The organism is Streptomyces sp. NRRL S-37, from assembly GCF_000721605.1.
Taxonomy (GTDB): domain Bacteria; phylum Actinomycetota; class Actinomycetes; order Streptomycetales; family Streptomycetaceae; genus Streptomyces.
On record NZ_JOIZ01000005.1, the window covers coordinates 248,868 to 262,111 of the forward strand.

Sequence of the window (13,244 nt, forward strand, 5' to 3'; positions counted from 1 at the left end):
GGGCTTTCCCGCGGGGGCCACGCGAGTGAAGGTTCCCGGCCCCGGGGGCCGCCCCCTCCGGCCTTGGACGGGCCTTGCCCTCAAGCACCGGACGGGCTGAAACGACAGGCCTTGCCCTCAAGCACCGGGCGGACCGAAATTCGGCCCTGGGCGGGCTCCGTCCTCGAGCACCGGACGGACCGGACGGACCGGGCGACGGGCCTCGCCGTCACATACCGGACGGGCCGGGATCGGTCCGTCCGGCGTGTGAGGAGCGATGGCACGGGGACTGCGCCCCCGGAAGGGCTAGTGCGCCGCCGACTCCCAGTCCGGGCCCGCGCCCACCGAGACACCCAGGGGGACCCGGAGCTCGACCGCGGACGCCATTTCGCGGCGGACCAGGTCCTCCACCGCGGCGCGCTCGCCGGGGGCCAGTTCCAGGACGATTTCGTCGTGGACCTGGAGGAGCATGCGGGAGCGCAGATCCGCCTCGCGCAGCGCGCGGTCCACGTTCAGCATGGCGATCTTGACGATGTCCGCCGCCGTGCCCTGGATCGGCGCGTTCAGCGCCATGCGCTCCGCGGCCTCGCGGCGCTGGCGGTTGTCGCTGTTGAGGTCGGGCAGGTAGCGGCGGCGGCCGAAGAGCGTCGCCGTGTAGCCGGTCGCCCGCGCCTCGTCGACGACCCGGTGCAGATAGTCCCGTACGCCGCCGAAGCGCTCGAAGTACGCGTCCATCAGGGCGCGGGCCTCCGCCGCCTCGATGTTGAGCTGCTGGGAGAGGCCGAAGGCCGACAGCCCGTACGCCAGCCCGTACGACATCGCCTTGATCTTGCGGCGCATCTCCGCGTCGACCGCGGACCGCTCGACCGAGAACACCTGGGCCGCCGCCGTGGTGTGCAGGTCCTCACCCGAGGTGAACGCCTCGATCAGGCCGGCGTCCTCGGAGAGGTGGGCCATCACGCGCAGTTCGATCTGGCTGTAGTCGGCGGTCAGGAGCGACTCGAAGCCCTCGCCGACCACGAAGCCGCGGCGGATCGCGCGGCCCTCGTCCGTGCGGACCGGGATGTTCTGGAGGTTGGGGTCCGTCGAGGACAGCCGGCCCGTCGCGGCGACGGTCTGGTTGAACGTGGTGTGGATCCGGCCGTCCGTGGCGATCGTCTTGATCAGGCCCTCGACGGTGACGCGCAGCTTCGCCTGCTCACGGTGGCGGAGCATGATCACCGGCAGTTCGTTGTCGGTCTGTGTGGCGAGCCAGGCCAGGGCGTCGGCGTCCGTGGTGTAGCCGGTCTTCGTCCGCTTCGTCTTCGGCAGGGCCAGCTCGCCGAAGAGGACCTCCTGGAGCTGCTTGGGCGAGCCCAGGTTGAACTCGTGCCCCGCCGCCGCGTGCGCCTCCTTCACCGCCTGCTGCACGGCGCCCGCGAACATCTGCTCCATCGCCTGGAGGTGGTCCCGGTCGGCCGCGATGCCGTGCCGCTCCATGCGGGCGAGCAGCGCGGACGTGGGCAGCTCCATGTCACGGAGCAGGTCCGCCGCGCCCACTTCCGCCAGGCGGCTCTCGAAGGCCCCGCCCAGGTCGAGGACGGCGCGGGCCTGCACCATCAGCGCCTCGGCCTCCGCTCCGTCGTCCGCGCCGAAGGCGAGCTGGCCGTCGGGCGCGGTGGCGGGCGCCAGCTCGCGGTGCAGGTACTCCAGGGACAGCGCGTCCAGGTCGAAGGAGCGGCGGCCCGGCTTCACCAGGTACGCGGCGAGCGCGGTGTCCATGGTGACGCCCTCGATGGTCCAGCCGTGCTCGGCGAAGACCCGCATCGCGCCCTTGGCGTTGTGGAACACCTTGGGCCGGTCCGCGTCGGCGAGCCAGGCCGAGAACGACCGCTCGTCGGCCTCGTCCAGCTCGGACGGGTCGAACCAGGCAGCCGGTCCGTCGGCCGTGGCCAGCGCGACCTCGGCGACCGAGCCGGTGCCGAGGGCCCAGGTGTCGACCGTGGCGACGCCGAGCGGGCCGGTGCCGTGCTCGGTGAGCCAGCCGGTCAGCTCACCGGTGCCCAGCACCGCGCCGTCCAGCTCCACGCCCTCCGCGACGACCGGGGTGGCCTCGGCCTCCTCCGCGCCCGGGTCGACGGCGAACAGCCGCTCGCGCAGTGACGGGTTCCTGATCTCCAGGGTGTCCAGGATCATCGCCACGGCCTTGCGGTCGTAGGCGGTCCGCGCCAGGTCGAGGACGCCCTTGGGCAGCTCGACGGCGCGCTCCAGCTCGGTGAGGCGGCGGTTGAGCTTGACCGCCTCCAGGTGGTCGCGCAGGTTCTGCCCGGCCTTGCCCTTGACCTCGTCGACGCGCTCGACCAGCTCGGCGAAGGAACCGAACTGGTTGATCCACTTCGCGGCCGTCTTCTCACCGACGCCGGGGATGCCGGGCAGGTTGTCCGACGGGTCGCCGCGCAGCGCCGCGAAGTCGGGGTACTGCGCGGGGGTCAGGCCGTACTTCTCGACGACCTTCTCCGGGGTGAACCGGGTCAGCTCGGAGACGCCCTTCGTCGGATACAGCACCGTGGTGTGCTCGGAGACGAGCTGGAAGGAGTCGCGGTCGCCGGTGACGATCAGCACCTCGAAGCCCTCGGCCTCGGCCTGGGTGGCGAGGGTGGCGATGATGTCGTCCGCCTCGAAGCCCTCGACGGCGAAGCGGTCGGCGTGCATCGCGTCGAGGAGCTCGCCGATGAGCTCGACCTGGCCCTTGAACTCGTCCGGGGTCTTGGAGCGGTTCGCCTTGTACTCGGCGAACTCCTCCGAGCGCCACGTCTTGCGGGAGACGTCGAAGGCGACGGCGAAGTGGGTGGGGGCCTCGTCACGGAGCGTGTTGGCCAGCATCGACGCGAAGCCGTAGATCGCGTTGGTCGGCTGGCCCGTCGCGGTGGTGAAGTTCTCCGCGGGCAGCGCGAAGTACGCGCGGTACGCGAGGGAGTGCCCGTCCATGAGCATCAGGCGGGGACGGGTGCCGGTGGGGGGCTGGTCGGTCTTCTTCGATGCTGTGTCTGCCACGTGTCCGATCCTGCCACGTGACACTGACAGTGGGGGGCGGGCGTGTGCCGTGGGGTTGATTCGCCCCCTCCCGTCCCGTCCCCGGGGGCGGTGCCCCCGGACCCCCTTTCGGCCCTGAACGGGCCTCGCCCTCAAACGCCGGACGGGCTGGGGGTGACCGCCTCGTCCTCAAGCGCCGGACGGACCGGAAGGGCGTGGCAGGATCGGGGGTCCACCTCATACGTGTATGTGGAACAGGAGTGCGCGATGGCAGCGAAGCCGCCCAAGAGTGATCCGGTCCAGGACGCGCCGCAGGTCGCCGGACCGCAGCACGCGGCCGCGGGGCTGCCCGCGATCGGGCACACCCTGCGGATGGCCCAGCGGCAGATGGGCGTGAAGCGGACCGCGCTGACCCTGCTCAGCGTGAACCAGAAGGACGGCTTCGACTGCCCGGGGTGCGCCTGGCCGGAGCCGGAGCACCGGCACCGCGCGGAGTTCTGCGAGAACGGGGCGAAGGCCGTGGCCGAGGAGGCCACCCTGCGCCGGGTCACCCCGGAGTTCTTCGCCGCGCACTCCGTCGCCGGCCTGTCCGGCCGCAGCGGCTACTGGCTGGGGCAGCAGGGGCGGCTGACGCACCCCATGTACCTGCCCGAGGGCGGCGAGCACTACGAGCCGGTCACCTGGGAACGCGCCTTCGGCATCGTCGCCGAGGAGATCGCCGCCCTCTCCTCCCCGGACGAGGCCGTCTTCTACACCTCCGGGCGCACCAGCAACGAGGCCGCCTTCCTCTACCAGCTCTTCGCCCGCCGGCTCGGCACCAACAACCTGCCGGACTGCTCCAACATGTGCCACGAGTCGTCCGGCTCGGCCCTGTCGGAGACGATCGGCGTCGGCAAGGGCAGCGTCCTGCTGGAGGACCTCCACAAGGCCGACCTGATCATCGTCGCCGGCCAGAACCCCGGCACCAACCATCCCCGCATGCTGTCCGCCCTGGAGAAGGCCAAGGCGAACGGCGCGCGGATCGTCAGCGTCAACCCGCTGCCCGAGGCGGGCCTGGAGCGCTTCAAGAACCCGCAGACCCCCAAAGGGCTCACCACCGGAGCCGCCCTGACCGATCTGTTCCTGCAGATCCGCATCGGCGGCGACCAGGCCCTCTTCCGTCTCCTCAACAAGCTGATCCTGGAGACGCCGGGCGCGGTCGACGAGGAGTTCGTGCGCGAACACACGCACGGCTACGAGGAGTTCGCCGAGGCCGCGCGCGCCGCCGACTGGGACGCGACGCTCACCGCGACCGGTCTCACGCGCGGGGACATCGAGCGGTGTCTGCGGATGGTCCTCGAATCGAAGCGCATCATCGTGTGCTGGGCGATGGGGCTCACCCAGCACAAGCACTCGGTGCCGATCATCCGCGAGGTCGTCAACTTCCTCCTGCTGCGCGGCAACATCGGCCGTCCGGGTGCGGGCGTGTGCCCGGTGCGCGGCCACTCCAACGTGCAGGGCGACCGCACCATGGGCATCTTCGAGCGGCCCGCGCCCGCGTTCCTGGACGCCCTGGAGAGGGAGTTCGGCTTCGCACCGCCGCGCGAGCACGGCTTCGACGTGGTCCGGGCCATCCGGGCGCTGCGCGACGGGAAGGCGAAGGTCTTCTTCGCCATGGGCGGCAACTTCGTCTCCGCCTCCCCCGACACGGAGGTCACCGAGGCGGCGATGCGCCGGGCGCGGCTGACGGTGCACGTGTCGACCAAGCTGAACCGCTCGCACACCGTCACGGGCGCGCGGGCCCTGATCCTGCCGACGCTGGGCCGCACCGAGCGCGATGTCCAGGGCGGCGGCGAGCAGTTCGTGACGGTCGAGGACTCGATGGGCATGGTGCACGCCTCGCGCGGGCGCCTGGAACCGGCGAGCGGGCACCTGCTGTCCGAGCCGGCCATCGTGTGCCGGCTGGCCCGCCGCGTCCTCGGCGAGGACGACACGGTGCCGTGGGAGGAGTTTGAGAAGGACTACGCGACGATCCGCGACCGCATCGCGCGGGTGATCCCCGGTTTCGAGGACTTCAACGCGCGCGTGGCGCGTCCCGGGGGCTTCGCGCTGCCGCACGCCCCGCGCGACGAACGCCGCTTCCCCACCGCCACCGGCAAGGCCAACTTCACCGCCGCGCCGGTGGAGTACCCCGAACTGCCGGAGGGCCGGCTGCTGCTGCAGACGCTGCGCTCGCACGACCAGTACAACACCACGATCTACGGTCTCGACGACCGCTACCGGGGCATCAGGAACGGCCGCCGCGTGGTGCTGGTCAACCCCGAGGACGCACGGGAGCTGCGGCTGGCGGACGGCGCTTACGTCGATCTGGTCGGCGAGTGGAAGGACGGCGTGGAGCGCAGGGCGCCCGGGTTCCGCGTCGTGCACTATCCGACGGCGCGGGGCTGCGCGGCGGCGTACTACCCGGAGACCAATGTCCTGGTGCCGCTGGACGCCACCGCGGACACCAGCAACACCCCGGCCAGCAAGTCCGTGGTGGTGCGTCTGGAACAATCGGCGACCGACTGAGCGTTCGCTCAGCAGACAGCCGTACCGACGCAGGACGAATGGAGCCGGGCCCATGGGAGAGCAGCAGCAGGTGACGTTCCCGCAGGAGGTCATCGACGAGTACGCCGCGCTCGGCGTGGACCTGCCGGCACTGTTCTCGGCGGGCCACCTGGGCACGCGTATGGGCGTGCAGATCCTGGAGGCGTCGGCGGAGCGGGTCGTCGGGACGATGCCGGTGGAGGGCAACACCCAGCCGTACGGGCTGCTGCACGGCGGCGCCTCGGCCGTGCTGGCCGAGACGCTGGGGTCGGTGGGGTCGATGCTGCACGGCGGCAGCTCCAAGATCGCCGTCGGTGTCGACCTCAACTGCACGCACCACCGCGGTGTCCGCTCCGGCCTGGTCACCGGGGTCGCCACTCCGGTGCACCGGGGGCGGTCCACGGCGACGTACGAGATCGTCATCACCGACGAGGCGGACAAGCGGGTGTGCACCGCGCGCCTGACCTGCCTGCTGCGGGACGTCCGGCCCGGCGACGGGGAGCAGGCGGCGGGCTGACGGCCGCCGGGGGTGCGGAGGGCGTCCGCGGCTCCGCACCCCGTTGCCGTGGGGCGGCGGCCGCCCTACGGTGCGGGCATGGGACGGGGAGGCACCTCTCGGACGTGGGCCGTGTCCTTCGCGGCGGCGCTCCTGGCAGGCTCGACGGTGACCGGCTGCGGCGCGACGGATTCCGGCACCGCGGACCGGGCGTCCCCGGCCGGGGCGGACGGCGGGCGCACGACGTCACCGTCACCGCGAGTGACGTCCGACGAGGACCTGTGCGCGAAGCTCGTCGGCCACTGGGCGCGCCAGGTGCTGAACGGCCGCGCCTACGGCGACTACCAGTCCATGGGGCTGTCCGGCGGACAGTACGACATCCTGCGCGAGGTGGTCGATTCCGCCCGGGCCGCCGAACGCCAGGGAGCGGCGGATCTCGGTCAGTCGATCGACCGTGAGGCGCGCGAGGGGTGCGCCGAGTGGTACCGCGCCGGCGGGCCGGGCAAGGGGCCCTGGGGGTGAGCGGGGTCGGTCCGGTGGAACCGGGCGAGGGCACTCACGCCCGGACCGTTCTCTCCGCGCCCCGCCCTCAACGCGGGCTCATGGCACAGCCCTTCGAGCGGCACCGCAGGGCCGCGCTGGGCGCGCTCCTCACCACCGCCGCCCTCGCGGGCAGCGGCTACCTCTACGTCACCCGGCCCCGGCCGGAGCCGCCGCCTCCGCCGCCGTACCCGAGTCAGGTGACCACCGTCGCGTACCTGGCCCCGCGAGCCACGGGCGCCGCGGCCGATCCGCGGATTTTCTCCTTCGACGTGACGGTGACCGTGGAATCCGATCATCCGGTTACCGTCACCCGGATAGCGCAGCCGTACGCGGGACTCTCCGTGTCATCCAGCCCGCGCACACCTTTTCGGACAAAAACAGGATCTCCCCGCAAGATCACGATCACCGCACGGGTGACGGAATGCGGAAAAGTGCCATGGAACGTCGGACTCCCTTTCCTGGACGTAACTTTGCGTAATCCGCGCGCAATACAGACGCACAGCTTCATCCTCGGGCCACGGTACGCACAGGACCTCTCCCACGCCCTGCAAGTAGCCTGCAGCAACAACTTCAGGTAATCACCAAAACGCCTGATACACCTGAACCAACGCGGCCGGGTCCTGCGGTTTCTCACCATCCGGACAGGGCAAAACGGCGAGAATTCCGCCGTTCCCCCCACTCAGTACCGCTCTGCAATACGTCGTGTCATAACAAGAGCGTCACAGCCTTGGCCAGAGTCTCCTCCGCATTCCCCACCCCCGCTTAGAGTCACGGCCAGTCACCGCGCCGTCCGATTCACACGTCGGCCCAGCGCTCGACTCGGCCGTTTCCACCGGGAAGCGACCGTCAGGGGAAAGGACTGGATCGTGCGTCAACGTTCGCTCATCGCCATCACCGCCGCCCTGGCGGCGGGAGCACTCACCCTCACCGCCTGCGGCTCACGCGACGAGAACGGCGGCGGCAGCTCGGACTCCGGCAACGGTGGCACCACCGTGGTCATCGGCGTCGACGCGCCGATGACCGGCGACCTGTCCGCGCTGGGCCTCGGCATCAAGAACTCCGTGGACCTCGCGGCCAAGACCGCCAACAAGGAGAAGTACGTCGAGGGCGTCACCTTCAAGATCGAAGCCCTCGACGACCAGGGCCAGGCCTCCGTCGGCCAGCAGAACGCCACCAAGCTCGTCGCCAACGACGACGTCCTCGGCGTCGTCGGCCCGCTGAACTCCTCTGTCGGCGAGGCCATGCAGCAGGTCTTCGACCAGGCCAAGCTGGTCGAGGTCTCCCCCGCCAACACCAACCCCGCCCTCACCCAGGGCGTGGACTGGCAGACCAAGCAGGCCCGGCCGTACAAGTCGTACTTCCGCACCGCGACCACGGACGCCATCCAGGGCCCGTTCGCCGCGCAGTACGTCTACAACGACGCCAAGAAGAAGAAGGTCTTCGTCATCGACGACAAGAAGACCTACGGCGCCGGCCTCGCCGCCACCTTCACCGAGGAGTTCAAGAAGCTCGGCGGCAAGGTCGTCGGCACCGAGCACATCAACCCCGACAGCAAAGACTTCAGCGCCGTCGCCACCAAGGTCAAGAACTCCGGCGCCGACGTCGTCTACTACGGCGGCGAGTACCCGCAGGCCGGCCCGCTGAGCAAGCAGATCAAGGAAGCCGGCGCCAAGATCCCGCTGGTCGGCGGCGACGGCATCAAGGACGACACCTTCATCAAGCTGGCCGGCTCCGCCGCCGACGGCGACCTCGCCACCTCCGTCGGCTCGCCCGTCGAGGAACTCCCCTCGGCCAAGAAGTTCGTGGCCGACTACAAGGCGGAAGGCTACAAGGAGGACTACGCGGCCTACGGCGGCTACTCCTACGACTCCGCCTGGGCGATCATCGAGGCCGTCAAGAAGGTCGTCGAGGACAACGACGGAAAGCTCCCCGACGACGCCCGCTCCAAGGTCGTCGACGCCATGCAGAACGTCTCCTTCGACGGAGTGACCGGCAAGGTCTCCTTCGACGAGTTCGGTGACGCGACCAACAAGCAGCTCACCGTCTACGCCGTCGAGAACGGGGCCTTCAACGACGTCAAGTCCGGCACCTACACCGGCTGACCGACCCCGCACCACAGCCCACGAGCCGCGCGGGGCGCTGTTCCACAGGCGCCCCGCGCGGACTCGCATCCGGCCCCATCCGTCGAACATTCCGAAAGTCTCGGAGGACATGCGGTGAACGAACTGCCGCAGCAGCTGGTCAACGGCCTGCTACTGGGATCCATGTACGGCCTCGTCGCCATCGGCTACACAATGGTCTACGGCATTGTCCAGCTCATCAACTTCGCCCACGGCGAGATCTTCATGGTCGGCGCCTTCGGCGCGCTCACCGTACATCTGTACATCTTGCCCGACGGCACCTCCATCTGGGTCGCACTGCCCCTGATGCTGCTCGGCGCCGTGATCGTCTCGGTCCTGGTCGCCATCGGAGCGGAACGGTTCGCCTACCGCCCCCTGCGCAACGCGCCCCGCCTGGCCCCCCTCATCACCGCCATCGGACTCTCCCTCGCACTCCAACAGGCCATCTGGGCCTTCTACCCCGAGGCGAAGTCCAAGCTGCCCTTCCCCCAGATCGAAGGCGGCCCCTTCACCATCGGCGGCGCCACACTCCAGACCGGTGACATCTTCCTCCTCGTCGCCGCCCCCATCAGCATGGCCTTCCTCGCCTACTTCGTGATGCGCACCCGCACCGGACGCGGCATGCAGGCCACCGCCCAGGACCCGGACACGGCCAAACTCATGGGCGTCAACACCGACCGCATCATCGTGGTCGCCTTCGCCCTCGGCGCCGTCTTCGCCGCCGTCGGAGGCGTCGCCAACGGCCTCAAGTACGGCCAGATCGACTTCAAGATGGGCTTCATCCTCGGTCTCAAGGCCTTCACCGCGGCAGTCCTCGGCGGCATCGGCAACATCTACGGCGCCATGATCGGCGGCGTGGTCCTCGGCGTCGCCGAAACCCTCGCCACCGCCTACATCGCCGACATCCCCGGACTCGACAAGTTCGGCAGCCAGTCCTGGGCCGACGTCTGGGCCTTCATCCTCCTCATCCTCGTACTCCTGTTCAGGCCACAGGGCCTGCTCGGCGAGCGCGTCGCGGACAGGGCGTGACACCGATGACCACACAGACCACCGCTTCGACCACCGCAGCCGCCCCCACCACGAACGCCTCCACCGGCCTCATCGGCATACCCCCGCACACCGGCCGGGCCCTCGCCACCGGCGGCAGCGTCCTCACCATCGTCTCCACCTTCCTCGCCTGGACCTGGACCGCCGAATTCCCCGGCGACCTCACCTTCTACGGCTACCCCGGCGGACTCCAGGTCCTCGTCCTCATCGGCGGCGCACTCACCACCCTGCTCGGACTCGCCTCCTACGGCGTCAAGGGACTGGGCTGGCTCACCCCGGCCGGCGCCGACGCGGCCGTCAAGTACGCCGCACTCGGCACCTTCGTCACCGCCTGGTACACGATCCTCGCCATCAGCTTCCAGCTCGGCGGCCTCGTCAACCTCGAACCCGGCGGCTACGTCGTCGCCGTCGCCACGCTGACCGCCCTCCTCGGCGCCCTCGCCCTCCCCTTCGAACGGCCCGAACCCGACCCCTTCGACCCCGACGACACCGGCTGGGAGCAGTTCAAGCACAGGACCGGCCACAGCATGACCGTCCTCCGGGCGGCCTTCGCCTCCGGCAGCCCGCGCCCCGTGCGCGCCCTGCCGTCCTACGCCGAGATCCTCATCATCGTCGCGGTCCTGGCACTCGCCCTGGTCGTCTTCACCTACGGCATCGGCACCGAGTACGACGAACTCTTCGTCGGCTTCCTCATCACCGCCGGCTTCGGATTCGCCGCCCTCAACCGCTCCGGCCTGATCGCCCACGCCTCGCAGATCACCGCGCGGCACACGAACATCACCGTCTGCGGCGCCTTCGTCGCGGCCGCCTGCTTCCCCTTCACCCAGACCGACGACCAGTACGCCACCCTCGGCGTCTACATTCTCATCTTCGCCACGGTCGCCCTCGGCCTGAACATCGTCGTCGGCCTCGCCGGCCTGCTCGACCTCGGATACGTCGCCTTCCTCGGCGTCGGCGCCTACGCCGCCGCACTCGTCTCCGGCTCCCCCAGCTCACCGTTCGGCGTCCACTTCCCCTTCTGGGCCGCCGTACTCGTCGGAGCCCTCGCCTCCCTCGTCTTCGGCGTCCTCATCGGCGCCCCGACACTACGACTGCGCGGCGACTACCTCGCCATCGTCACCCTCGGCTTCGGTGAGATCTTCCGCATCGCGGCCAACAACACCGACGGCACCTCCGGCCCGGACCTCACCAACGGCTCCAACGGCATCGCGTCCATCCCGGACCTGAAGATCCTCGGCTTCGACCTCGGCATCCAGCACGACATCGCCGGCTTCACCATCGGCCGGTTCGCCAATTACTTCTTCCTGATGCTGCTCATCACGGCCGTCGTCGTCCTCGTCTTCCGACGCAGCGGCGACTCCCGCATCGGCCGCGCCTGGGTCGCCATCCGCGAGGACGAGACCGCGGCACTCGCCATGGGCATCAACGGCTTCCGGGTCAAACTCATCGCCTTCGCCGTCGGCGCCACCCTCGCCGGCCTCGCCGGAACCGTCCAGGCACACGTCACCTACACCGTGACCCCCGAGCAGTACCTGTTCGCCGGCACCACCCCGCCCAACTCCGCCTTCCTGCTCGCCGCAGTCGTCCTCGGCGGCATGGGCACCATCGCCGGACCCCTCATCGGAGCCGCGCTGCTCTTCCTGATCCCCAACAAACTCCAGTTCCTCGGCGACTACCAGCTCCTCGCCTTCGGACTCGCACTCGTCCTGCTGATGCGCTTCCGCCCCGAGGGCCTCATCCCCAACCGCCGCCGCCAGCTGGAGTTCCACGAAGAGGACGACGCGCCCGCAGTCCTGAGCAAGACAGGGGCCTGACCACCATGACCACCGACACCACCACCAAGGACACCACCCCGGGCACACCCGCCCCCGGCGAAACCGTCCTCGACGCACGCGGCGTCACCATGCGCTTCGGCGGACTCACCGCCGTCCGCGACGTCGACCTCACCGTCAGCAGCGGCGAGATCGTCGGCCTCATCGGCCCCAACGGCGCCGGCAAGACCACCTTCTTCAACTGCCTGACCGGCCTCTACGTCCCCACCGAGGGCGAAGTCCGCTACAAGGGCAAGGTCCTGCCGCCCAAGTCCTTCAAGGTCACCGCCGCCGGCATCGCCCGGACCTTCCAGAACATCCGGCTCTTCGCCAACATGACCGTCCTGGAGAACGTCCTCGTCGGCCGCCACACCCGGACCAAAGAAGGCTTCTGGTCGGCCGTCCTGCGCGGACCCGGCTTCCACAAGGCCGAGGCCGCCTCCCGCGAACGAGCCATGGAACTCCTGGAGTTCGTCGGCCTCGACACCAAAGCCGACCACCTCGCGCGCAACCTCCCCTACGGCGAACAGCGCAAACTCGAGATCGCCCGCGCCCTCGCCAGCGAACCCGGCCTGCTGCTCCTCGACGAGCCCACCGCCGGCATGAACCCCCAGGAGACCCGGGCAGCCGAAGAACTCATCTTCGCCATCCGCGACCAGGGCATCGCCGTCCTCGTGATCGAGCACGACATGCGGTTCATCTTCAACCTCTGCGACCGCGTCGCCGTCCTTGTCCAGGGCCAGAAACTCGTCGAAGGCGACCCGGCCACCGTCCAGGGCGACGAACGCGTCATCGCCGCCTACATCGGTGAACCCATGGAGAACGACCCCGGCGCCGCCGAAGCCGCCGAAGTCGAGGCCGCCGAAGCCGCGGCCGAGGCCCAGGCCGAAGCCGCCACGGACGCCGCGCCCGGCAAGGAGAACGACCGATGACCGCACTCCTCGAAGTCGAGGACCTCAAAGTCGCCTACGGCAAGATCCAGGCCGTCAAAGGCATCTCCTTCAGCGTCGACGCCGGCGAAGTGGTCACCCTCATCGGCACCAACGGCGCCGGCAAGACCACCACCCTGCGCACGCTCTCCGGACTCCTCAAGCCCGTCGGCGGCCAGATCAAGTTCAACGGCAAGTCACTCAAGAAGATCCCCGCCCACAAGATCGTCTCCCTCGGGCTCGCCCACTCCCCCGAAGGGCGGCACATCTTCCCCCGCATGACGATCGAGGACAACCTCCGCCTCGGCGCCTTCCTCCGCAACGACAAGGCAGGCATCGAGAAGGACATCCAGCGCGCCTACGACCTCTTCCCCATCCTCGGGGAACGCCGCAAGCAGGCCGCGGGCACCCTCTCCGGCGGAGAGCAGCAGATGCTCGCCATGGGCAGGGCGCTGATGTCCCAGCCCCAGCTCCTCATGCTCGACGAGCCCTCCATGGGCCTCTCACCGATCATGATGCAGAAGATCATGGCGACCATCACCGAGCTGAAGGCCCAGGGCACCACCATCCTGCTCGTCGAGCAGAACGCCCAGGCCGCCCTCTCCCTCGCGGACCACGGTCACGTCATGGAAACCGGCAACATCGTCCTCTCCGGCACCGGACAGGACCTCCTCCACGACGAATCCGTCCGCAAGGCCTACCTCGGCGAGGACTGAGCCGCACGACGAGGCCCGCGCCCCCT

10 protein-coding genes are annotated in these 13,244 nt (G+C 69.8%); 9 read left to right on the top strand and 1 reads right to left on the bottom strand.

Going from position 1 to position 13,244, the window contains the following annotated elements; all coding sequences use genetic code 11:
- Positions 1-285 precede the first annotated feature (285 nt).
- Positions 286-3,012, bottom strand: coding sequence for a DNA polymerase I (gene polA, locus IH50_RS0108020; protein WP_030858800.1), 2,727 nt, complete (start codon positions 3,010-3,012; stop codon positions 286-288).
- A gap of 246 nt (positions 3,013-3,258) precedes the next feature.
- Here polA and IH50_RS0108025 point away from each other — a divergent pair, with 246 nt between their 5' ends.
- From IH50_RS0108025 to IH50_RS0108060, 9 genes are all read left to right on the top strand, one after another.
- Positions 3,259-5,538, top strand: a complete 2,280-nt coding sequence (locus IH50_RS0108025; RefSeq protein ID WP_030858801.1) for an FdhF/YdeP family oxidoreductase — start codon at positions 3,259-3,261, stop codon at positions 5,536-5,538.
- A 52-nt stretch (positions 5,539-5,590) separates the two neighbouring features.
- Positions 5,591-6,073: a PaaI family thioesterase gene (locus tag IH50_RS0108030; protein WP_030858802.1), complete on the top strand. Its 483-nt coding sequence runs from the start codon at positions 5,591-5,593 to the stop codon at positions 6,071-6,073.
- 240 nt (positions 6,074-6,313) lie between these two features.
- On the top strand, positions 6,314-6,574 hold the full coding sequence (locus tag IH50_RS43300; protein ID WP_324617119.1) for a hypothetical protein: 261 nt from the start codon (positions 6,314-6,316) through the stop codon (positions 6,572-6,574).
- Complete coding sequence (locus tag IH50_RS39475; protein ID WP_078913918.1) at positions 6,571-7,173, top strand: Tat pathway signal sequence domain protein; 603 nt, start codon at positions 6,571-6,573, stop codon at positions 7,171-7,173. Before IH50_RS43300 ends, IH50_RS39475 begins: the two co-directional genes overlap by 4 nt.
- A gap of 288 nt (positions 7,174-7,461) precedes the next feature.
- Complete coding sequence (locus tag IH50_RS0108040; RefSeq protein WP_030858804.1) at positions 7,462-8,697, top strand: branched-chain amino acid ABC transporter substrate-binding protein; 1,236 nt, start codon at positions 7,462-7,464, stop codon at positions 8,695-8,697.
- A 114-nt stretch (positions 8,698-8,811) separates the two neighbouring features.
- Positions 8,812-9,744, top strand: coding sequence for a branched-chain amino acid ABC transporter permease (locus IH50_RS0108045; protein WP_030858806.1), 933 nt, complete (start codon positions 8,812-8,814; stop codon positions 9,742-9,744).
- Positions 9,745-9,749: 5 nt separating this feature from the next.
- Positions 9,750-11,576 carry a branched-chain amino acid ABC transporter permease gene (locus tag IH50_RS0108050; protein WP_030858809.1) on the top strand — a complete coding sequence of 609 codons (1,827 nt, stop codon included), beginning with the start codon at positions 9,750-9,752 and terminating at the stop codon, positions 11,574-11,576.
- A gap of 5 nt (positions 11,577-11,581) precedes the next feature.
- Positions 11,582-12,505 (top strand): ABC transporter ATP-binding protein, encoded by a 924-nt coding sequence (locus tag IH50_RS0108055; RefSeq protein ID WP_030858811.1) that lies wholly within the window; start codon positions 11,582-11,584, stop codon positions 12,503-12,505.
- On the top strand, positions 12,502-13,218 hold the full coding sequence (locus tag IH50_RS0108060) for an ABC transporter ATP-binding protein (RefSeq protein ID WP_030858813.1): 717 nt from the start codon (positions 12,502-12,504) through the stop codon (positions 13,216-13,218). Before IH50_RS0108055 ends, IH50_RS0108060 begins: the two co-directional genes overlap by 4 nt.
- Positions 13,219-13,244: the final 26 nt, after the last annotated feature.

Bases quoted from the DNA above. Each gene is read 5' to 3' on its own strand.
- IH50_RS0108025 (WP_030858801.1), top strand. From the start codon at position 3,259: ATGGCAGCGAAGCCGCCCAAGAGTGATCCGGTCCAGGACGCGCCGCAG.
- IH50_RS0108060 (WP_030858813.1), top strand. From the start codon at position 12,502: ATGACCGCACTCCTCGAAGTCGAGGACCTCAAAGTCGCCTACGGCAAG.
- IH50_RS0108055 (WP_030858811.1), top strand. From the start codon at position 11,582: ATGACCACCGACACCACCACCAAGGACACCACCCCGGGCACACCCGCC.
- IH50_RS0108030 (WP_030858802.1), top strand. From the start codon at position 5,591: ATGGGAGAGCAGCAGCAGGTGACGTTCCCGCAGGAGGTCATCGACGAG.
- IH50_RS0108050 (WP_030858809.1), top strand. From the start codon at position 9,750: ATGACCACACAGACCACCGCTTCGACCACCGCAGCCGCCCCCACCACG.